We start from the raw sequence: 21401 nt of genomic DNA, 5'->3' as shown, positions 1-21401 counted from the left end.
CGCTCTTTAGCCCTTTTTCGGCCTGGTCGCGACCGGCTCGGGCAGTTCCTTGGCCACCAGTGTGCGCAGCTGCGTCACCAACTGGTTGTGTGCATCGAGGAAGGCAGCCGCGATCACCTTGCCTTCGTTGGTATTGCTCCAGCCCATACCGCCCAGGCCGCCACCGGCGCCGATCGCAAAGCCGCCGATGCCCAGATCAGTGGTGCGCGCCGAGCCGGTGGCCGAGGACAGCTGCTCGGTAGTCTCGTTATCGGTCAGCAGCAGCACGACCTGCGCCTCCTTGAGCTTGACCTGTTCGGCCGCACCGGCCAGCTTGTTGAGACCGGGGATGGCCGCGATGACGCCGCCCAGCTGGCGGCCGGCGTCCTGCTCGGAGAAGACCAGGCTGGGCATCACGCTGTACTGAGCCATGATGCCGCGGCCCTTCTTGACATCGCCGTCAGCGCGCAGCACACCTGCATCCTTGAGCTCCTGCTCGCGCACCGTGGCCTTCAGCCCGGCATTGCGGTCGACGATGCGAAAGCAGCCGCTTTGCTGCATCAGCACGCGCACCAGCGGCAGCGGCGACTCCGGCAGACCGCCACGGCCGATGCCGGTATAACCACCCTGGTTCTCCTGCAGCGCGACCACGGCCACCGGCGCTTCGCATTTCAGTAACTCCTTGGCTGCATTGCTCGCGCCCTGCGGGCCGCCAGAGCCCGAGACGATGGAGCCCCCTTGGCCGAGCTCGACACCTTGCTTGCCGCAGGCCGCGAGGCTCAGGGCCAGCACGAAAGCAATGGCGGACGGGCGGAGAAATCGTTGCAGCGGCATCGTGTCGGTCCTGGGTCGGGTGGTTTATTGAGCGCGCATTGTGACCGCCGCTCGCCGCCTGGGAATCCCACATTGGGGGGCATCGTCTCGACGCTAGGCCGGAGTCTGGCGGCGGAGCCGTTGTTGATCGCATCGATAGAATCGATGGCTATAAAAAGCTGTGAGGGAGAGAGCAAGATGAGCAACCGTACCGAGCCGGTGCTGGCCGCGCTTGTCTGCGCTGCCGCAGTGATGGCTTGCGGCGGAGGCGAAGCCGAGCCAACACGGGCCGCACGTTTGGAGATCGGGTCGTCGACCTCCGAAGCGGTGACCATGGTCCCCAGTGGCGCCGTACAAACGCAGTGGCTGACGCTGCGCAACACGGGGAGCGCCGCCGCACGTCAGGTGCTGCTGGCCGTCGAGCCAGGCACCCATGTCTTGCATTTGCCGCTGAGCTGCGAGGGGACGCCGTCTCCCTGTGCGGTTCGCGCGGATGGCAGCCTTGCGATCGCCGAGCTGGCGCCCGGGGCAAGCCTGCGGGTGCAGCAGCGTTTGCGGATTGCGCCGGGATTCAGTGGGCGGGTCAGCAACAACTGGTTGATGCGCACTGCTGCAGAGGCGGGTGCCGACAGCTGGCGTCAGGAAATTCAGGCCTATGCTGCGGACCTGAGCGTGGCCGTCAAGGCGCCAGTCACTTCCATCGAAGCTGGGGACGAGGTGTTGAGCCATGAGCTGACCCTCAGCAACGACGGACAGGATGAGGCGCGCAGTGTCGAGTGGCGGCAGATGGCCGCTTCGGGCATGGACTGGCTGGGTGCCAGTTGCAGTGCCACTTCAGGTGCCCAGTGCCCTGCCGAATTGAACGAGCGCATTAACCTGGAGCGGCTGCCCAAAGGGGCGATGCTCACTCTGGTGGCGCGCTACCGGCCGCGCCAAATCGACCGAGAAGAGACCAATTTCCTCAGCAGCGACGTGTTTGCGCCGGGGGAGATGTCCCCGGCCAACAACCGTGCCGAGCATCGACAGGCGAACGTCAACAACGAAGAAGGGCGCTACGTTGTCTTCGGGTTGGACGGAGAGCAGTACCGACTTGCGTATTCTCTTTGGGGCGAGCGAAGCCTGCGATTCACCAATGAACGGATAGACCGGCGAGTCAACATCATGGTGGATGTGACAGGCCACTTGTGGTTGCGCGAGCGCGATGAAGTCGGTGTAAATCCAATGCTAGCTGGCAGCCTTTTTCCGGGTGTTGGCCTCCTCACAGGCGCGCTCGATCTGGGAACAGGTCGCCGGCCTTTTCTGGGGGGTAGCCATTTTGTGAGCCAGATGACGGAACTGGAGGGACGGATCTACAACCTGCTGGGCTCGAAGGCGGACAAGCAGGGGCAGTCTCTGGACGCCTTTGCCTGGACCGCCCAGTTCAGGAACGGCGCCATGGAGGTTTGCGCCAGTGCCGTGCCGACTGCGGTCGCGCAATGCCCTGAGGCCCTGCTGCGGCGTTGGGATGTCGCCATCGTCGGTGAGGAGTTGGAACTGGTGGATCGAGGCGGAGAAGTCCGCCGCCTGCGCGCTGCCCGTACACCTTCAGGCCCGGTGCTGATACTGTCTCAGCGCAACGCCGCCGATGCGAGCAGCGAGTTCTGGCTGGGGATGCCCGCAGTGGAAGCATCCGACGATGTTGACTACGGATCAGGCCTTGCCTTCTCAGCAGAAACAACATTTGGCAATGCGTCGGGCCTGGCTGTTCCGGATTTCCCCGAGTTCCGCTCGGTAGGTCCTCCGGAGTCGAAAGTCGTTGAGGCGGGCTCGGCAGCGGGTTTACCGAACGCCTACTTTCTGTTCCTTCACAAATACGGCGACTGGTGCCGCTTGCACGATGGCCAGTTCAAGCGCACAGGCGTCCCGGCCCTGCGGGCGGGGACGGTGGCGGCGGCCAAACAGGGAGCAACCTGCTGGGGTGGGCCGAGTTATCACATCCGGACCAAAGAGCTGCGGGTCCTTCTCGGAAGCAAGGATGGCGCCTTGGTGGGGCGCTGGTTCTTTGCCCCGGAGGGTTGACACGGCTCTAGACGGAGCGTGTCACAGCTCTGCCACGCTCTTGACCCGCTCGGCCACCTTGACAATCTGCACCGGCGCCTCGGTCACCCGGCCGTGGAAGCGGTCCAGCAGTTCCTTCTGCTGGGCCCGCACCGTCACGACATTGGCCAGCTTGACATGGCCGTAGCCGCGGATGGACTCCGGCAGCCGGGCTAGCTTGACGGCCAGCTCCAGTTTCTCGGCGCTGAGCGTGGCCAGCAGCTCGTCGACCAAGGCCTCGTAGTCGGCGATGAGCTGGCGCTCCAGTCGGCGTTCCTCGGTCCTGCCGAAGACGTCCAGCGGTGTGCCGCGCAGACCCTTGAGCTTGGCCATGATCTTCAAGGCTTTGAAGGTCCATGAGCCCAGTTCGACCTTCTTGGCCCGCCCGTCGGGGCCAGGTTTTGACAGCAGCGGCGGCGCCATATGGAAGGACAGGCGCTCCCAGTTGTCAAACTGCGCGCGCATGCTGGCCTCGAACTTGCCGTCGGTGTAGAGCCGGGCCACCTCCCACTCGTCTTTAATCGCCAGGAGCTTCGCGTAGTAACGGGCGACAGCTTTGCTCAGCCGCTCGGCCTTGCCGGCTTCGCCCAGAGTCGCCTCGGCCGCACGCACTTTATCGACCAGGGCCTGATAGCGCTTCGCATAGGCGGCATCCTGATAGGCCGTCAGGTGCGCGACGCGACGCGCGATCAGACCATCAGGGCCATCGAGTTTGTCCTGGCCCAGCATCAGCTGCACCGGTTGCGCCTTGTCGCCACCGAGGCGCTTGATCGCGTCCGGCGCGGCGATGGCCAGGCGGCCCAGCGCGAAGGCGGTCTTGTTGCCCTCAACCGCGACACCGTTGAGCTCGATCGCGCGCATCAGCGCCGCTTCGCTGAGCGGGATCAGGCCGCGCTGGTAGCAGGCGCCCAGCATGATGATGTTGCTGGGCATGGTGTCGCCCATCAGCTGCTGCGCGATGGCCTGCGCGTCGATGGTGGACAAGAGGGTGTCATCGGCCACCGCATGTCGCATCTTGGCCAGCAAAGACTCGCCCTGCAGGCTCGCGTCGGGGTTGCGGACAAAGGCCGCCGTTGGCAGCTCGTGCGTGTTGGCCAGGATCACGGTGCGACCGGGCTTGACGGTGCCCAGCGCGTCGGGGCTGGCGCCGACCACCATATCGCAGGCCAAGAGCACATCGGCCTGCTGGGTGTCGATGCGGACCTGGTTCAGCAGGTCCTGAGTCGGCGCCAAGCGCACGAAACTCAACACCGAGCCGCCCTTTTGCGCAAAGCCCATGAAGTCCAGCACCGAGGCCTGCTTGCCTTCCAGATGTGCGGCCATCGAGACCAGCGCGCCCACAGTAACGACGCCAGTGCCGCCGACGCCGGTGACCAGCAGGTCGAAGGGGCCGGTCCAGTCCCAGGCGGCGGGTGTGCCGATGGCGGCTATTTCCCGAGCCAGGTCTTGCGCGGTATAGCCCGAGCCGACCTTCTTCTTCAGCTGCGCGCCATGCACCGAGACAAAGCTGGGGCAAAAGCCATTGACGCAGGAAAAGTCCTTGTTGCAGCTGCTTTGCTCAATCGCGCGCTTGCGGCCAAAATCGGTCTCGACCGGCACGACCGACAGGCAGTTCGAGGCTTGGCCGCAGTCGCCACAGCCTTCACAGACCTGTTCGTTGATGAAGATGCGCTTGGGCGGATCGGGGAATTCCTTCTTCTTTCGGCGCCGGCGCTTTTCGGCGGCACAGGTCTGGTCGTAGATCAGCACCGTCACACCCTCGATCTCGCGCAGCTCGCGCTGGACCTTGTCCAGTTCGCTGCGATCAAAGAAGGTGGTGCCGGCCGGGAAGAGCCCGTGATGGCCCTCGTACTTGCCGATCTCGTCGGAGACGACCACCAGGCGCTTGACGCCTTCAGCCTCGACCTGGCGCGCTATCTGCGGCACGCTGGTCTGGCCGTCGACCGGCTGGCCGCCGGTCATCGCGACCGCGTCGTTGTAGAGAATCTTGTAGGTGATGTTGGTCTTGGCGGCGATGGCCTGGCGGATCGCCAGATAGCCGGAGTGGTAGTAGGTGCCGTCGCCGAGGTTCTGGAACACATGCTTCTCGGTCGTGAAACGCGAGGCCGCGGCCCAGTCCACGCCCTCGGCCCCCATCTGTATCAGGCCTGAGGTCCCGCGCTCCATCCAGCTGGCCATGAAGTGGCAGCCGATGCCGGCCAGCGCCCTGGAGCCATCCGGCAATTTTGTCGATGTGTTGTGCGGGCAGCCCGAACAGAAGTAGGGCTGGCGGCGCACGCCATCGGCCGCATTGCTGAGCAGACAAGGGGTCAGGAAATCGACCACCAGATGGCGACGGTCCAGCGCCGGGTTCAGCCGCGCCAGCCACTCGGCCACGGTCGACATGATGCGCGAGGGGCGCAGCTCGCCGAGGCTTGAGAGCACGGCCGCGCCATGCTCGTCGGTCTTGCCGATCACATGGGGGCGCTGCGCGTCGGGCAGGTGGTAGAGCAGTTCCTTGATCTGGCGCTCGACCACCGGGGCCTTTTCCTCGATCACCAGCATATCGGTCAGCCCTTGGGCGAATTCGGCCATGCGCGTGGTCTCCAGCGGGTAGACCAGACCCACCTTGTAGACCCGCACGCCGGCCGCGGCCAGCGCATTCGGGTCCAGGTCCAGGCGGCGCAGCACCTCCATGAAGTCGTAGTGGGCCTTGCCCACCGTGACGATGCCCAGGGTGGCGCTGGGGCTAGCGACGATGTGCTTGTCGATCGAGTTCAGTTTGCTGAAAGCACGCACCGCGGCCAGCTTGTGTTCCAGTCGCGACTCCAGTTCCAGCGAGGGCAGGTCGACGCTGCGGATGTGAAGGTTCGTCGCTGGCTTGTGATCAATGGGCAGCTCGAAATCCAGCGGCACGCTGTCCAGATCGACGGTCATGCCGGACTCGACCACCTCGGAGATGGCCTTGAATCCGACCCAGGCGCCAGAGAAGCGCGAGAGCGCCCAGCCGTAGAGGCCGAACTCCAGGTACTCGGCCACATTGGCCGGATGCACCAGCGGCATGCTCCAGGCCTGAAGCGCCAGATCGCTTTGGTGCGGCGTCGAGGAGGACACGCAGCCATGGTCGTCACCGCACACCACCAGCACACCACCCTGGCTGGAGCTGCCGTAGACATTGCCATGCTTGAGCGCATCGCCGGAGCGGTCAACGCCCGGCCCCTTGCCGTACCACATCGCGAACACGCCATCGACTGTGCGCTTCGGATCCAGCGCGACCCGCTGTACACCCAGGCATGCAGTGGCGGCCAGGTCCTCGTTGATCGCGGGCAGGAAGTTGATCTGGGCCGCTTCGAGGAATTTCTTCGCCTTCCACAGCTGCTGGTCCACCATGCCCAGCGGGCTCCCGCGGTAGCCGGAGACGAAACCGGCCGTCTTCAGGCCGGCTCGCTCGTCCAGGGCTTTTTGCGCCAGCAGCAGTCGCACCAGGGCCTGGGTGCCGGTCATGAAGACCTGGCCGCTTTTGGCACCGAGGTTGTCGGAGAGCTTGTAGTCGCGCAGCGCGGGCGGCGGGGCAATGAGGTCGGTGCTGGGCATGCTATCTGTCTCCTGGCGGCTCTGTTGCTTTAAAGCTTGGGGGGAGATTCTTGGTCAGCAGCCCAAGTGTTTGTTCCTCTCTTTGCTACTGTCAAGCTCGTCAATGAGAGAATTCAACTCAAAGGTGGCTGAAATGGAAATTGAACGTTTCGATCGGGCGACAAAGCAGATTCTGGAGGCCCTGCAGGCCGACGGCCGACAGAGCACCCAGCAGCTGGCGGAGAAGGTCGGGTTGTCGGCCACGCCCGTGTGGCGACGCGTCAAGGAGTTGGAGGACAGCGGCGTGATACGCCGCCATGTGGCCCTCGTGGACCGCGAGAAGCTTGGGCTCAATATCTGCGTGCTGGCCAATGTCAGCCTGGTGCGGCACAGCGAAGGCGCTGTCGAGAACTTCGAGCGCCTGGTGCGCGCTAGCCGCGAGATCATCGAATGTCACGGCATCACCGGAGAGGCCGACTATGTGATCAAGGTCGTAGTGCCGGACATGAAAGCCTACGACCAGTTCCTGCAGTCGCAGATCTTCAAGGTGCCAGGAGTTGCCAGCGTGCGCAGCAATGTGGTGCTGCGCGAGGTCAAGTACGAGACGGCGCTGCCGGTAGGTTGATCCACTCCCGAAGCGCGCGGCGCTCGGGGAGTGGCCGTCAGTCAATGCCGGAAGTGGCGCACGCCTGTGAACACCATCGCAACGCCGCGCTCATTGGCGGCGGCGATCACTTCCTCGTCGCGCATCGAGCCGCCCGGCTGGATCACGCAGGAGGCGCCGGCATCGGCCAGCACATCGAGGCCGTCGCGGAAGGGGAAAAAGGCGTCGCTGGCGACCACCGAGCCCGACAGGCTCAGGCCGGCGTTCTCGGCCTTGATCGCGGCGATGCGGGCGCTGTCGATGCGGCTCATCTGGCCAGCGCCAACGCCCAGCGTCATGCCGCCGGCGCAGAACACGATGGCATTGCTCTTGACGTACTGCCCCACGGTCCAGGCGAACATCAGATCATCGAGTTGCTGGGCCGTCGGCTGCAAGGTCGTGACAACCTTCAGATCGGACTTCTGCAGGAAATGGTTGTCGGCGCTCTGGATCAGGATGCCGGAGCCAACCCGCTTGCTGTCCATCGCATTGCGGCCTTGCTGCCAGGGCGTCGTGCCACCGGTGGGCAGCGCGATCTGCAGCAGGCGCACATTGGCCTTGGGCGCGAAGATCGCCAGCGCTTCCTCGGTAAAGCCGGGCGCCATTAGCACCTCGACGAACTGCTTGACGACCAGCTCAGCCGCCGCCTTATCGACCACTTGGTTGAAGGCAATGATGCCGCCGAAGGCGCTGGTCGGGTCGGTCTTGAAGGCCTTGGCATAGGCCTCCGCGGCATTGGCTGCGACGGCCACACCGCAGGGGTTGGCGTGCTTGACGATCACGCAAGCGGGTATGGAGAAGCTCTTCACGCACTCCCAGGCCGCGTCGGCGTCGGCAATATTGTTGTACGAGAGCTCCTTGCCCTGCAGCTGTTTGCCGGTCACCAGCGAGCCGGGCGCGGGATGCAGGTCGCGGTACAGCGCGGCGCTCTGGTGCGAGTTCTCTCCGTAGCGCAGGTCCTGCACCTTGACAAAGCTGCTGTTCATTTGGTCGGGGAAGGCTTGGTGGCTGCCGTCCTCCTTGATGGCGCTCAGGTAGTTGCTGATCGCGGCGTCGTACTGGGCAATGCGATTGAAAGCTGCCACCGAGCAGGCAAAGCGGGTCTTGTCGCTGGTCTTGCCCTCGGACTTCAGCTCGGCCAGCACGCCCGCATACTGCGAGGCCTCGGTCAGCACCGTGACGTCCTTCCAGTTCTTGGCCGCGCTGCGCACCATTGCCGGGCCACCGATGTCGATGTTCTCTATCGCGTCTTCCAGGGTGCAGCCGGGCTTTGCAACGGTGGCCTCAAACGGGTAGAGGTTGACGGCCAGGATGTCGATGGTGTCGATGCCGTGGGCCTGAATCGCGGCAACATGCTCGGGCAGGTCACGGCGCGCCAGCAGGCCGCCGTGGATCTTCGGGTGCAGGGTCTTGACGCGGCCGTCCAGCATCTCGGGAAAGCCGGTGTGCTCGGCAACCTCGGTGACGGGCAGACCTGCTTCGGCCAGCAGCTTGGCGGTGCCGCCGGTGGACAGCAGCTTGACGTTCAAGGCATGCAGCGCTTGGGCGAACTCAAGGATGCCGGTCTTGTCGGATACCGAGATCAGGGCGGTCAATTGGGTCATGGGGTGTACTCAGGGGGATTGGATTCAGGAGTCACTCAGTCGGTTGGGGACAGCGCTTGCCGCAGCGCGGCGGCGGCCTGTCCGGCAAGGACTAGAGCAATTTGTGCTCGGTCAACTTGCGGCGCAGTGTGTTGCGGTTGATGCCCAGCCATTCGGCGGCCTTGCTCTGGTTGCCGTCGGCCTGTTTCATCACGACGTCCAGCAAAGGCTTCTCGACCAGGCCGATCAGCATCTCGTACATCGAGTGAGGGGTCTCGCCGTCCAGATCGCGGAAATAGACTTCCAGGTTCTCGCGCACGCAGGCGTCAATCGGTTTCGGGGTCATGCCTGCAGCCTCAGTTCTTCTTCGTCGTTGGCGGCCTCGATGGCGAGCACGGGCAACCTGTCGTAGCGGGTGGCGAGCTCGCCCAGCCAGTCGCCGAGGGCGCTGATCTGGGCTTCGCAGCTCTCCAGGAGATTCATTTTTTGGCGGAACGCCTCGCCGCCAGGCAGGCCGCGCAGGGCCCAGCCGATGTGCTTGCGCGCGGTGCGCATGCCGGTCAACTCGCCGTAGAGACTGTAGTGGTCCTGCAGATGCTCGAGCAGCCAGTCACGGGCCTGCAGCACCTCGGGTGCTGGCAGCTCCTGGCCAGTGGCCAGATAGTGGGCGATCTCGCGGAAGATCCATGGCCGGCCCTGGGCCGCACGACCAATCATCAGCGCGTCAGCGCCTGTGTAGGCGAGCACCTGCTCGGCCTTCTGCGGCGAGTCGATATCGCCGTTGGCGACCACCGGTATGCGCAGCGCGGCCTTGACGGCAGCAATCGTGTCGTACTCGGCCATGCCCTTGTAGCCCTGCTCGCGGGTGCGACCGTGCACGGTCACCATCGCGACGCCGGCGCTCTCGGCGGCGCGAGCGATGCTCAATGCATTGCGCTCGCTGTCGCACCAGCCGGTGCGCATCTTCAAGGTCACCGGCACGCCCTGCGGCGCCGAGGCTGCCACCACCGCGCTGATGATCTGCAGCGCCAGCGCCTCGTCCTGCATCAGCGCCGAACCGGCCCATTTGTTGCAGACCTTCTTGGCCGGGCAACCCATATTGATGTCGATGATCTGGGCCCCGCGATCGATGTTGTAGGCCGCTGCCTCGGCCATCATGGCAGCATCGGTGCCGGCGATCTGCACCGCGATCGGCGCGGCCTCACCCTCATGATTTGCGCGGCGCGAGGTCTTCAGGCTGTTCCACAGATCCTTGCGCGAGGTCACCATCTCGCTGACTGCGTATCCCGCGCCCAGACGCCTGCAGAGCTGGCGAAACGGCCGATCAGTGACGCCTGCCATCGGCGCGACGAACAGCTTGTTCGGCAAGGCGTAAGGGCCGATGTGCATAAAGGATGAGGGAGGTTCTGCTCAAAAATGAGGCAGAATTATACCTCCGCTGCCCTTGCCATGACCGACCAGCTCGACCGATGCTACTGATTTTGGCGCCGCCAGAGCTGGATATTCTTCTCAATCAGGGCATTCATCACACCCTGGCGGGCCAACTTGTACATCGCGCGCGCAATCCGCCCGCGCATCTCGCCGCTGTTGCAGGCTGAGCGATGCGAGAGGGTCAGGTAGAGATTCTCGTTGGCCACTGCCGGCGTCAGCGCCTTCATGTCGGCGATATTCATCTTGGCCAGATAGGCGGCGGCCGGGGCGTCCTCGTACACCAGGTAGTCGGCCCGCGAGCGCTGCAGCATCTGGATGGCTTGCTCTAGGCTCGCTACCTGGCTGATCTTCAGGCTTTCCTTGGCATAGCGGTCGAACTCCTCGCCGAAGCTATTGTTGATCACGGTCACGCCTTGCAGCGGGGCCAGATCGCTCCAGCGCCGATAGTTCAGCCGGCTGGCCTCGCGCGTCCAGACGACCGAGCGGGTCTCGCGGAAGGCCGGGTGGAAATAATCCATGTACTCGGTGCGCGGCAGCGTGAAGAAGGCGCCAGCGATCAGATCGATACGCCCGGCCCGCGATTCCTCCTGCACCCGGCCCCAAGGGCCGATATAGCGAACCTCGATGGGCAGCCCCAGTTCCTTGCTCAGCATCTGCATCAGCTCGGTGTTGGCGCCGATCAGGCGTGACTCGTCTTCAGGGTCGCGCCACAGATAGGGCGGGTACTGCGGATTGCCGGAGGCCAGCAGCTGCTTGCAGCTCTCGTTGGCATTGACCTCGCGCGCGGCGAACAAGGTCGTCACAAGGGCGAGCAGCAGCATCGATACCCCCCGGTGGCGGGTATCGGATGCACGCGGCAGGGTGGAGAACATGGCCTTCATCGATCCTCAACGACATGATCCGCTGCGCTGCCCGCATCAGCGGGCGGGCCGAGTCTTGTCGACCTTTCTATCACAGACACGCGGACGGCATCCCTGGCGGGAGTCTGCAATGTCGGCCCCGATCCCGCAAGCCGACGATTACCCCCGTTTGCTTGCATCGGTGCGCTGGGCGCCCTGGATAATCGCCGCATGGAAATCTGGATGCAAGAGCTGATGGCCGCCTTGTTGGCGGCGCTGGCGCTGCCCAAGGTCGGCCTGTCGGCGATCTTCATCATCGCTCTGGTGTCGGCCACCTTGCTGCCGATGGGCTCGGAGCCGGCGGTGTTCGGCCTGGTCAAGTTCAACCCCGAAATGTTCTGGCCGGCCGTGCTCGTGGCCACCGCCGGCAACACTGTTGGCGGCGCGATCAGCTGGTGGATGGGCTTAGGGGCCGAGCGGCTCTACGAACGGGCCGCGCACCACCCGCCGGCGCGAGCCCGCGCGCTGCAATGGCTGGAACGCTTCGGCGCCAAGGCCTGCCTGCTGAGCTGGTTGCCCCTTGTCGGCGACCCGCTGTGCGCGGTGGCCGGTTGGCTGCGGCTGCCGTTCTGGCCCTGCGTGTTCTACATGGCGATCGGCAAGTTCGGCCGCTACTTCGTCATGACGGCGGCCCTGCTTTGGGTGTTTCCCTGACAATGCCTGTGGCGCCCACCGGCCCCTGTTTGCACCCTCTCGACCCACCAGCCCCACTCGACAACATGAGCACCACCACTGCCTACGACGATCTGCGCCAGCGCCACCAGCGCCTGCACCACCTGGCTCATCTGCAAGCCATCGCCTCCTGGGACCAGTCGGCCAATATGCCGGCCAAGGGCAATGAGGCCCGTTCGCTGGCGCTGGCCGAGATGGGCGGGCTGATGCACCAACTGGCCACCGAGCCGGCGCTCAAAAGCCTGCTGGATGCTGCGGCCACCGAGCCGCTGGACGAACTGCAGCAAGCAAATCTGCGCGAGATGCGGCGTGCCTGGATGAGCTCGAACGCATTGCCCCAGTCCCTGGTCGAGGCTAAGAGCCTGGCGATCTCGCGATGCGAGCATGCCTGGCGTAGCCAGCGCCCGGCCAACGATTGGGCAGGCTATCTGGAGAATTTGCGAGAGGTCGTGCGCCTGGCCCGCCAGGAAGCGCAGCTGCTGGCCGACAGCACCGGGATGGGTCGCTATGACGCCTTGATGGACCAGTATGAGCCGGGCATGCGTTCGTCCGAGGTGGATCGTGTGTTCGGCGAGCTGCGCCAGTGGCTGCCGGGCCTGATCCGCGCCGTGCAGGTCAAGCAGGCTGGCGAAACGGTGCTGCAGCCGCAGGGGCCGTTCCCGACAGCGGCCCAACGTGCGCTGGGCCAGGACGCAATGCGGCTGATGGGTTTTGACTTCGAGGCCGGCCGGCTCGACGAAAGCGCTCATCCCTTCTGCGGCGGTGTGCCCGAGGATGTACGGATGACTACGCGCTATCGCGAGGACAGCTTTCTGCCCAGCCTGACCGGCACCATCCACGAGACCGGCCACGGCCGCTACGAGCAGAACCTGCCGCGCGAGTGGCTGGGCCAACCCGTGGCGCGGGCGCGCTCGATGGGCTTGCATGAGAGCCAGAGCCTGTCCTTTGAGATGCAACTGGGCAGCCATCCGGCTTTTGCCGGCCTGTTGAGCCCGCTGGTGAGCCGCCATCTGGGCGAGCAGCCGGCATTTGCGCCGCAGAATCTGAACCGCCTGCTGACGCGCGTCGCGCCGGGCTTCATCCGCGTCGATGCCGACGAGGTGACCTATCCGGCCCACATCATCCTGCGCTACGAAATCGAGCGCGCACTGATCGAAGGGCAGATCGAGTGCGAGGACATCCCGGCGATGTGGGACGCCAAGATGATGGAGCTGCTGGGTCTGGACACGCGCGGCAACTACCGCAACGGGCCAATGCAGGATGTGCATTGGGGTGCCGGTCTGTTTGGCTACTTCCCCTGCTACACGCTAGGCGCGATGTATGCGGCGCAGTGGTTCGCGACCATGCGCCGCACCATGCCCGAGCTCGACGCCCGTGTCGCCGCCGGCGACTTGGTGCCGGTGTTCGACTGGCTCAAAACCAATATCTGGAGCCAAGGCAGCCGCTGGGAGACGCCGGAGCTGGTGCGGCGCGCCAGCGGCGAAACCTTGAACCCGGCCCATTTCAAGGCGCATCTCGAGTCCCGCTATCTGGGCTGAAGTCCGAGCGCAAACCAACAAGGGCGCCGAGGCGCCCTTGTGCTTGAGCGCAACGGTCTCTACCCCGCAGCGCGTCTGGTCAATAGGGTGTTATTGCTGTGCGCGGCGGCGGCGTGCCACCAGGGCCATCGCGCCCAGGCCGGCCAGCATCAGTGCATAGCTTTCGGGCTCGGGCACGGCGCTGGTGACCGAGACGCGGTCCAGCGAGCTGCCTAGCGAGTCGCTGCTGCCCAGTGCATCAAAACGCAGCACCATGCTGGAGCCGCTGGCTTGCACCAGGGTGCTGAAGGCCTGCCATTGATGGCTGCCACTGATCTGGGCTTGCGGGTCGGCGATACCCGAGGCGTCGCCGAAGCTCCAGGCCAGGCCATTGCTGGCGGCGGCTACGCCAGCGCGGTTCGAGTAGGCAAACTCCAGCGCGTACCACTGGCCGGCCACTGTGGCGATGGTCTGGCTGATCCAGCTATTGCCGGTGGTGTCGAGCTCGACAAAATTGCTGCCGTCCAGCGCGCTCCCGGCGACATTGTTGCGCAGCTCCACGCCACGGGCGCCAGCGTTCCAGCCGGTCAGGCTGCTGTAGTTCGACCATTGGCCGTTGGACTTGACCTCAGTTTCGAAGCTGCCGTTGTTGACCAGGTTGACCGGCGATGCCAGAGCCAGCAGGGGGCTGGCGAGCAGGGCGGCGATGAGGGCTTTGCGCATGGTTTCTCCGAAGGGCTGAAGGCTTGCTGCATGTTGTTGCAGCGCATGGCATGCAGTGTTGCAGCCGGCTCGGCCCCTGCCATCCCCCTGCGCGCAGGGGGTTCAGCCCCTGGCCGTGACGCAGATCACGCCGCGGTGCGTTCTTCGAGCCGGCCCAGCGTGTCGCGCAGGCGCTGAAGTGCCGCCTCGGTGGGCGTGAGGCGGCTCGGCGCCAGCAGGCGGCGCTGGTGGTCCTGCAGCACGGAGCGCTTGAGGGTCAGGCCTTGCTGGGCCAGCTTGGGGGCCAACTTGGCATAGCGTTGCAGCAGCGCGCTACGGGTGGCCTGGTAGGCATGCTCGGCCAGATGGCGGCGCTGTGCATAGCTGAAGGTGTTGGCCAAGAACATCTCGGCGTCACGTGGATCGGGCTCGAACAGCACGATGTCGGTGTCCGGATGGCTCAGCTCGTAGCGCTTGAGCCCCAGCTCCAGGCGCGAATGGATCAGCGCGCGCAGAGTCTGGCTCAGCACCAGGGGCAGGCCGCCATCGGCGATGCGTGGGATGCGCGCGTGCTCGTCAAAGCCGGCCTGGTATGGCACCAAAGGGTTCAGGCAGATCAGCAAGTCCAGCCCACGGTCCAACAGCACCGAGGCATGGATGGTCTTCTTCAACGCGCCATCGACGAAATGGCGGCCTTCGATCTCGACCGGCGGGAACAGCCCCGGCAACGCCGCGCTGGCCTGCACCGCGCGCGAGATCGGCACGTGGTCGTAGCCGGGCGTGCCGAAGGGCACCGCCTCGCCGCTGTCCAGATCGGTGGCCACCAGCACCAGCGGGCGCCGCAACTGGCGGAAATCGTCGCTGCGGCCTGGCCGACTGAACTGGCTGCGCAACTGCTCGGCCATCACGTCGCCGCTGAGCAGTCCGGTCGGCAGCGCGCGGCCCAGCCGCTCGAAGGCGGCCAACAGCGAGCGGCCCTGTACGGCGGTCTGCCACAGCGCCTGACCCAACAGGCCCGGTAGACTGCGCAGCCGCGCCAGGTACTCGTCCCAGGCGGGGCGCAGCAGCAGGCTGGGCTCGAAGCTGACCGGGGCGTCAGCATCGTTTTCGATAAAGGCGGCGCAGAGCTCGCGCGGCGTCAGCCCGTTGACTAGGCCGGCCGCGATGAAGCCACCGGCGCTGACGCCGATATAGCCATCGCAGGCGCTGAAGTCCAGCCCGTCAATCGCCTCTTCGAGTGCGCACAGTGCGCCGATCTCGTAGATGGCGCCCAGCGGCCCACCGCCTGCCAGGGCCAGGCCTATGCGTGCGGTGCCGCGCCTGGCGGCGCGGCGCTTCGATGCGGGCATGGACAGTGCGCGATCAGTGAGCGGCGGCTAGCGCGCTCAGGCCTGCGCGGCAGCGGCCGGCTTGGCGGCGCGCTTGCGCGGGATGGGCTTGGGGGCGGGGGCAGGTGTTGCCTTGGTCCCAGCGGCCTTTTTCGCAACCGGCTTCTTGGCGGCTGTCTTCGCGGCGGCCTTGGGTGCAGCCTTGGGAGCGGGCTTGGCGACGGCCTTGGCCGCCGGCTTGGCCGCGGCCTTTCGGGCCGACGGCTTGGCACCGGTCGCTTCACTCAATGCGTCAATGCGGGCGATCAGCGCGTCGATGTCTTTGGCGGTCGGCACGCCCAGACGCTTGAGCGCGCTGGCGACCCGTTCCTCGAAGATCGATTCGAGCTTGTCCCATTGCTGGCCGGCCTTGGCTCCGACCTCACCAGCCATGCCGCTCATCTTGCTGGTGACGGCGCCGAGCTTTTCCTCCGCGGCGCTCTGGGTCTTCTTCTGCAGGGTAAGGCCTTCCTTGACCAGAGCTTCGAAGACTTTGCCGCCTTCGCCCTGGGCCTTGGCGAACGCGCCCAGGCCGGCGGCCCAGATCTGCTGAGCCGAGTCCTTGACAGACTGGGCCAACTGGCTGTCCAGCAGGCCGGCCGGGATGCCAGGGATAGCGCCGTTGGAGCCGGCCTTGTTCTTGGCGGCCATCTTCTGAAGCTTCTTGACCATGGTCTGCGGTCCTATGTCTGTGGAGGGTGGCTTCACTATAGGGCCGCAAGAGGCGGCCGCAGCGGCCAATCCTAGTGAGTGCGCTCTATCGCCCACCCTCGGGAAAGCGCGCAGCGGCGGCCCGGCGCAGTTGGTCAAGAATGGCCGCAAACATCCCAATGGAGACACAGCATGCAGTATTTCGTCACCGGCGCCACCGGCTTCATCGGCAAACGCCTGGTCAAGAAACTGCTGGCGCGGCGCGGCAGCACGGTCCACTTCTTGCTGCGCGAGGAGAGCCGCGACAAGGTGCCGGCGCTGCTGGAGTTCTGGGGCGTCAGCAAGACGCGTGCGCTGCCGGTGTTCGGTGATCTGAACTCGAAGAAGCTGGGCGTGGCGGCCGATCAGATCAAGGCGCTGAAGGGCAAGGTCGACCATGTCTATCACTTGGCCGCGATCTACGACCTGGCCGCGCCCGAGGACGAGCAGGTGAGGGCCAATATCGACGGCACCCGCGCGCTGGTCGAGTTCGCTCAGGCCATCGAGGCCGGCCATGTCCACCACGTCTCGTCGATCGCGGCGGCCGGACTGTATGAGGGCGTGTTCCGCGAGGATATGTTCGAGGAGGCCGAGGGCCTGGATCACCCCTATTTCATGACCAAGCACGAGAGCGAGAAGATCGTGCGCAAGGAGTGCAAAAGGCCCTGGACCGTTTACCGACCGGCCATGGTGGTGGGCGACTCGGCCACCGGCGAGGCCGACAAGATCGACGGCCCCTACTACTTCTTCAAGCTGATCCAGCGCCTGCGCCAGATTCTGCCGCCCTGGATGCCCTCGGTGGGCCTGGAGGGCGGGCGGGTCAATATCGTGCCGGTGGACTTCGTCGTCAACGCGTTGGACCACATCAGCCACCAGCAGGCCAAGAAGAGCGGCGCCTGCTTCCATCTGGTCGACCCGGTGGGCTACCGCGTCGGCGATGTGTTGGACATCTTCTCCAAGGCTGCCCATGCGCCGAAGATGAATTTGTTCGTCAACGCCGCGCTCCTGGGCTTCATCCCCAAGAGCGTCAAGAAGGGCTTGATGGCGCTGGCACCGGTGCGGCGCATCCGCAATGCGGTGATGAAGGATCTGGGCCTGCCCGAGGATATGTTGACTTTCATCAATTACCCGACCCGCTTCGACTGCCGCGAGACCGCCGCCGCGCTGAAGGGGTCAGGTATTGCCTGCCCGAACCTGAAGGACTATGCCTGGCGGCTGTGGGACTACTGGGAGCGTCATCTCGACCCCGACCTCTTCATTGACCGCAGCCTAAAAGGGGCGACCGCCGGCAAGGTGGTGTTGGTGACCGGCGGCTCTTCGGGCATCGGCCTTGCCGCGGCGATGAAGTTCGCCGAGGCGGGGGCGATCACGCTGATCTGCGCGCGTGACGCGGCCAAGTTGGCCGAGGCCGAGCAGGAGATCCGCAGCTTCGCCGGCCCCAAGGCCCAGGTACATAGCTTCTCGGCCGATATCGCCAACGAGCAGAGCTGCGCCGAGCTGATGGCCTGGATTGCCACGAATTTTGGCGGTGTCGACTTTCTGATCAACAACGCCGGCCGCTCGATCCGCCGCGCCATCGAGGGCAGCTACGAGCGCTTCCACGACTACGAGCGCACGATGCAGCTGAACTACTTCGGCTGCCTGCGCGTGACTATGGGCCTGCTTCCGGGCATGGTGGCCAAGAAGAAGGGGCATGTGGTCAATATCTCCAGCATTGGCGTGCTGACCAATGCACCGCGCTTCTCGGCCTATGTGGCCAGCAAGGCCGCGCTCGATGCTTGGACCCGCTGCGCCTCCAGTGAGTTCGCCGACCAGGGCATCACCTTTACGACCATCAATATGCCGCTGGTGCGCACGCCGATGATTGCGCCGACCAAGATCTACAACAATGTGCCGACCCTGGCGCCAGAGGAGGCCGCCGACATGATCGCCCAGGCCTGCATCGCCAAGCCAGTGCGCATCGCGACTCGGCTGGGCATCACCGGCCAGCTGATGCATGCGCTGGCGCCGCGGGTGGCGCAGATCGCGATGAACACCAGCTTCCGCATGTTCCCGGACAGCGATGCGGCCAAGGGCGAGAAGGGCGGCAAGCCTCAGCTCTCGGCCGAGGCGATCGCGCTGCAGCAGATGATGAAGGGCATTCATTTCTGAGCGCGCGGGTCTGCGAGACTGCTTGGCCTTGACGCCCAGCCCTTTTTCATCATGAGACTCTTCCTCACATCCCTGGTCCTGCTGCCGCTGGCGCTTTGCAGCGCCTCGGTCGGCGCTGCAACCCTGCTGATGGACCGCCCAGAGTTCCAGCGCTGCGAGGCGGAGGCCTTCACGGCGCTGGTGATCGCCCGCAATGCCATGCACCTCAACATGTCCCAGCAGTCACAGCTGGATGTGAAGTCCAACGGCGACTTCTCGGTAGCGACGATCAAGGAGGTCTATGCCGAGATTGATCGATCCGCCAGCAGGGACCACGGGGGCTTTGCGGCCCGGAAGTTCTACCAATGTGCCAAGCGCGAAGGCATGGATCTCGTGGAGGATCTCAAGGCCGCACCGGTCTGTCTGGCTAGGCAGGACATCGTCTTCTTCGTGAATGCGGAGAGGGCCGGGGCGCGGCCGCAGGACGAGGCCGGTGGCCGCATCAAGAACCTCTTGAGCCGCAGTTCACAGGCCGTCTATCCCGGGGCCTTGATCGACAAGCTGGTGCCTATGGTCTACCGGGTGCAGTCCGATGACGACGAGTATCAGCTGAGGCAGTTCGTCTTCGAGACCTGTCTGTTCCCCGAGGATTGGAACGCCTGGTTCAAGTCCGTCCAGACAGACAAGCCGTGAGGACCCGGTTCGCGGATGGCTCTGGCGCGATCATCGCCCGAGCGGCTTCGATGCTTGCGCTGGGGCTTGTGCTGGGAGGATGCGCGACGCCTGACGCCGCCACCAGCGCCGCCGCGCCGCGCGGGGGCTCGGCGGCCATCCCCTCCTACCTGACTTTGCCGACCGGCTGCGCAGTGCTGGCCGGGGGCGGCATCGGCAGCCTGTTCGCGGATGAGCAGGCCACGGCCATCTGGGACCGTATCAATGCGACGCTCACCGCTGAGCTGCATGAGCGCTTGCTGAGGGACAGGCAGTACCGAGTGATCCGCTTCACCGTGCCGACGCAGCGCACGGGCAAGGCGGAGGATCTGGTGCTGGCCCAGCTAGCGGAGCAGCGCTGCAATCGTCTGATCCAGGTCTCGCACCAGATTGCCGAGGATGGAGCCGGCCGCCACTTTCGCTTCGATATTGCGTTGTTTCGCATCGACCCCAAGCCAGGCCATGAAGCCATGGCCGCCGCCATCACGGTCGTGACCACCGCCGAGTTCAAGCATAGTTATCGCTATGCGCGTACACAACAGAGCCTCGATGACTTCCATGCCGGCGATTTCGCTGAACAGGTGTTCGCCGATCTGACCAAGTCGGGGGTGCTGGCTCCGCTGCGCTAGCTGTCGGCCCGCCGGGTCATCGACATCGGAGGGTCAGGATGCAAACCACCACCAGGCCAGCAGCAGGCCCAGACACAGCGCTGCCTGCCAGGCCAGCGTGCCTCGCTCATCCTCGTCCGGCTGCAGCCTGTGCAGCAGCCGCGCCAGGCCGGTGTCGCGCCAGTCACGCACTTGCCTTGCCTGGCGTGGGGGACGGGGCGTCTTGGCCGCGATATCGGCCCGCCATTCGGCCTCCACCCGGTCCAGCAACGGCGTCAGGTCCAGCAGCGAAGGCGCCAGCACCGCATGGCCGCATTGGGTGCAGGCCGTGTGGCGACTCGGGTCCAGCGCCGCACCGCAGCCATGGCAGGCCCAGGCCCATAGCGCGGCAGGGCGCTGGCGCTCGCCGGTCTGTGGGTCGCGGCCTGGTCCCAGCCGCAGTGCCTGGGTCAGACGCGGCAGGTCTAGCATCAGCAGCGGGCTGTCGCAATAACGGCAGGCCTCTTCGCGCCCTTCGGCCGGCGCTCCGCAGTTCAGGCAGCACAGCGCGCGGCGCTCTTGCTGCAGCACCCGGCGGTCAGCCGGCAGCAGCGGCCGCACCAGACCGCGCTCGGCCAGCATGCCGGCATGGCTGTGCAGATGGCCGCCGCAGCGCACGCATTCCAGCGCCGGGAAGCGGCCGAAGCGGGTGCTGTTGTGCACCGGTTTGAGCGTGACACGGCATAGCGGGCAGGCCAGCTTGGCAGCACGCGGCGCCGGCAGCGGCGCGCTCGATCCCTGCGGCTCCTGCAACTCGCGCAGCAGCGCGATCCAGCCCAGGCCGGCCAGCTGCACCGATTCCAGCCGATCGAACCAGACCAGCCGGCACGGTGCGCAATGCTCCACCGGCACGCTCGCGCTGCCATGGCCGGCCAGGTTCAGATGCGCCATCGGCGCGGCACATTGGGGGCAGGGGAGTTGGTGGGCTTGGCCGGTCAGCTGCATGCAGGGGGAGGGCGGCGCATACGAGATTTCGGTGGGCCGGCTAGGGTTGGGTGCGGAGGTTTGATGGCCAGGCATGCCTGGCATGCGATCGGCCGAAGGACGACATCAAAGCTGAAGCTGGCTGTCATATGCGATCTGCTGCAATCCGCACTCGACAGCCCACTCGATGACGGGTTTCGCCTTTTGCATAGATTTGAACCACAGCACGTTTGGGTCGTCCCTGCTTTAATGTGAAAGGAGCTTCTGCTTTCTCTCCGCTCGCTCCCGGCTATCGCGTTCGAGCATATGCAATCTGTCAGGCCCAAGCCATCCGTCAAAGACGGAGATTGCCACTTTCTCGTAGCTTGTCGAGGAAGGGTCAAAAACGAATCGATCCAGGTCGGGGAACAAATGCATGACCCGGTGTATCTCATCGTCACCGGCGCGCGCACAGAGTTTCATATCTGCCAAATGCGGTGAGGGAGCGGCGCCGTGGGGCGGCTATGCGATGCCCGCGTTTGCGAGGGCGCTCAGGCGAGCGCCTCGCGCACCACCTCGGGGTGCTTTCTTGCGATGCGAATGAGCGCCTGCGCGGCGCCAGACGGAGCCCGCCGACCTTGCTCCCACTCCTGCAGCGTTCGCTTCGAGATGCTCAGAGCAGAAGCAAACCCCGCCTGCGACAGGCCGGTGCTTTGCCGGGCTTGGACGACCTCGTTGACTTCGGTCTCGGTCACGCGGGCGAACTGGCGCGCCTTCATTTCCCGAACCGACTGCAAAAGCCTGAGCCCCAGTTCCTCGCCAGATGGCGTGGCCGTCTTGGTCTTACGTGCGGTCATCTTCAATCTCCTTTCGAATTTGCTTCAGGATGAAGCCAGGGATATCGTCTTTCGCAGCCTTGGGATACACGAGCAGCATGCACAACTCACCCGACTCAAGACGACAAAAGTAGATGACACGAGTACCGCCCTGCTTGCCCATGCCGGGTCTTGACCAGCGTAGCTTCCGGCAACCGCCGCTGCCGGAAATGACAACGCCGGCCTCAAGGCTCATGCGCGATCCATGCAA

The 21401-nt window shown here is 65.2% G+C and carries 19 protein-coding genes; 7 read left to right on the top strand and 12 right to left on the bottom strand.

The features are described 5' to 3' along the window. Nucleotides 1-6: 6 nt before the first annotated feature. Entirely contained in the window at nt 7-813 is an 807-nt protein-coding gene (locus OOZ63_RS16575; protein WP_266006689.1) for a CsgG/HfaB family protein, read from the bottom strand. Between the two features lie 177 nt (nt 814-990). Between OOZ63_RS16575 and OOZ63_RS16570 the strand changes: the two genes are divergently transcribed. Then, nucleotides 991-2850, top strand: coding sequence for a hypothetical protein (locus OOZ63_RS16570; RefSeq protein WP_266006688.1), 1860 nt, complete (start codon nt 991-993; stop codon nt 2848-2850). A 21-nt stretch (nt 2851-2871) separates the two neighbouring features. On the opposite strand, the gene OOZ63_RS16565 is transcribed toward OOZ63_RS16570, so the two are convergent. Further along, complete coding sequence (locus OOZ63_RS16565; protein WP_266006686.1) at nt 2872-6441, bottom strand: indolepyruvate ferredoxin oxidoreductase family protein; 3570 nt, start codon at nt 6439-6441, stop codon at nt 2872-2874. Between the two features lie 133 nt (nt 6442-6574). Here OOZ63_RS16565 and OOZ63_RS16560 point away from each other — a divergent pair, with 133 nt between their 5' ends. Beyond that, on the top strand, nt 6575-7045 hold the full coding sequence (locus OOZ63_RS16560) for an Lrp/AsnC family transcriptional regulator (RefSeq protein ID WP_266006685.1): 471 nt from the start codon (nt 6575-6577) through the stop codon (nt 7043-7045). A 41-nt stretch (nt 7046-7086) separates the two neighbouring features. On the opposite strand, the gene purH is transcribed toward OOZ63_RS16560, so the two are convergent. The 4 genes from purH to OOZ63_RS16540 all read right to left on the bottom strand — a co-directional run bounded on the left by purH (nt 7087) and on the right by OOZ63_RS16540 (nt 10949). Further along, nucleotides 7087-8667 carry a bifunctional phosphoribosylaminoimidazolecarboxamide formyltransferase/IMP cyclohydrolase gene (purH, locus tag OOZ63_RS16555; RefSeq protein WP_266006684.1) on the bottom strand — a complete coding sequence of 527 codons (1581 nt, stop codon included), beginning with the start codon at nt 8665-8667 and terminating at the stop codon, nt 7087-7089. A 91-nt stretch (nt 8668-8758) separates the two neighbouring features. After that, complete coding sequence (locus OOZ63_RS16550) at nt 8759-8992, bottom strand: Fis family transcriptional regulator (RefSeq protein ID WP_137941139.1); 234 nt, start codon at nt 8990-8992, stop codon at nt 8759-8761. After that, the gene (dusB, locus tag OOZ63_RS16545) at nt 8989-10035 is read right to left on the bottom strand and encodes a tRNA dihydrouridine synthase DusB (protein ID WP_266006682.1); all 1047 of its coding nucleotides are present in this window, start codon (nt 10033-10035) and stop codon (nt 8989-8991) included. The genes OOZ63_RS16550 and dusB overlap by 4 nt, the downstream gene beginning before the upstream one ends. 83 nt (nt 10036-10118) lie before the next feature. Next, nucleotides 10119-10949 (bottom strand): substrate-binding periplasmic protein, encoded by an 831-nt coding sequence (locus OOZ63_RS16540; RefSeq protein ID WP_266006681.1) that lies wholly within the window; start codon nt 10947-10949, stop codon nt 10119-10121. A 198-nt stretch (nt 10950-11147) separates the two neighbouring features. On the opposite strand from OOZ63_RS16540, the gene OOZ63_RS16535 reads away from it, so the two are divergent. Together OOZ63_RS16535 and OOZ63_RS16530 are read left to right on the top strand one after the other, a co-directional pair. Continuing rightward, on the top strand, nt 11148-11630 hold the full coding sequence (locus OOZ63_RS16535; protein ID WP_266006679.1) for a YqaA family protein: 483 nt from the start codon (nt 11148-11150) through the stop codon (nt 11628-11630). A gap of 65 nt (nt 11631-11695) precedes the next feature. Then, nucleotides 11696-13186 carry a carboxypeptidase M32 gene (locus OOZ63_RS16530; RefSeq protein ID WP_266006676.1) on the top strand — a complete coding sequence of 497 codons (1491 nt, stop codon included), beginning with the start codon at nt 11696-11698 and terminating at the stop codon, nt 13184-13186. A 90-nt stretch (nt 13187-13276) separates the two neighbouring features. Here the strand turns inward: OOZ63_RS16530 and OOZ63_RS16525 are convergent, their stop codons facing one another. The 3 genes from OOZ63_RS16525 to OOZ63_RS16515 form a co-directional block, all read right to left on the bottom strand. After that, the gene (locus OOZ63_RS16525; protein ID WP_266006674.1) at nt 13277-13888 is read right to left on the bottom strand and encodes a PEP-CTERM sorting domain-containing protein; all 612 of its coding nucleotides are present in this window, start codon (nt 13886-13888) and stop codon (nt 13277-13279) included. A 125-nt stretch (nt 13889-14013) separates the two neighbouring features. Then, nucleotides 14014-15216, bottom strand: a complete 1203-nt coding sequence (locus OOZ63_RS16520) for a patatin-like phospholipase family protein (protein ID WP_266006673.1) — start codon at nt 15214-15216, stop codon at nt 14014-14016. Between the two features lie 36 nt (nt 15217-15252). Then, nucleotides 15253-15906 carry a phasin family protein gene (locus tag OOZ63_RS16515; RefSeq protein WP_266006671.1) on the bottom strand — a complete coding sequence of 218 codons (654 nt, stop codon included), beginning with the start codon at nt 15904-15906 and terminating at the stop codon, nt 15253-15255. 171 nt (nt 15907-16077) lie between these two features. Between OOZ63_RS16515 and OOZ63_RS16510 the strand changes: the two genes are divergently transcribed. The 3 genes from OOZ63_RS16510 to OOZ63_RS16500 are packed head-to-tail and all read left to right on the top strand — an operon-like array spanning nt 16078 to nt 19394. After that, on the top strand, nt 16078-18075 hold the full coding sequence (locus tag OOZ63_RS16510; RefSeq protein ID WP_266006670.1) for an SDR family oxidoreductase: 1998 nt from the start codon (nt 16078-16080) through the stop codon (nt 18073-18075). A 51-nt stretch (nt 18076-18126) separates the two neighbouring features. Further along, nucleotides 18127-18747, top strand: a complete 621-nt coding sequence (locus tag OOZ63_RS16505; protein WP_266006669.1) for a hypothetical protein — start codon at nt 18127-18129, stop codon at nt 18745-18747. Further along, nucleotides 18744-19394, top strand: coding sequence for a hypothetical protein (locus tag OOZ63_RS16500; RefSeq protein ID WP_266006668.1), 651 nt, complete (start codon nt 18744-18746; stop codon nt 19392-19394). Before OOZ63_RS16505 ends, OOZ63_RS16500 begins: the two co-directional genes overlap by 4 nt. A 33-nt stretch (nt 19395-19427) precedes the next feature. Here OOZ63_RS16500 and OOZ63_RS16495 read toward each other — a convergent pair whose 3' ends face one another. From OOZ63_RS16495 to OOZ63_RS16485, 3 genes are all read right to left on the bottom strand, one after another. After that, nucleotides 19428-20303, bottom strand: a complete 876-nt coding sequence (locus tag OOZ63_RS16495; RefSeq protein ID WP_416234742.1) for a hypothetical protein — start codon at nt 20301-20303, stop codon at nt 19428-19430. A 563-nt stretch (nt 20304-20866) separates the two neighbouring features. After that, entirely contained in the window at nt 20867-21172 is a 306-nt protein-coding gene (locus OOZ63_RS16490) for a helix-turn-helix domain-containing protein (RefSeq protein WP_266006666.1), read from the bottom strand. After that, entirely contained in the window at nt 21159-21386 is a 228-nt protein-coding gene (locus tag OOZ63_RS16485) for a hypothetical protein (protein ID WP_266006665.1), read from the bottom strand. Before OOZ63_RS16485 ends, OOZ63_RS16490 begins: the two co-directional genes overlap by 14 nt. Nucleotides 21387-21401 lie beyond the last annotated feature (15 nt).

Origin of the sequence: Paucibacter sp. PLA-PC-4 (assembly GCF_026241155.1) — a bacterium.
Classification (GTDB): Bacteria; Pseudomonadota; Gammaproteobacteria; order Burkholderiales; family Burkholderiaceae_C; genus Roseateles_E.
Note: the sequence above shows the minus strand (reverse complement) of the source record. Positions and strands in the feature narration are given on the sequence as shown.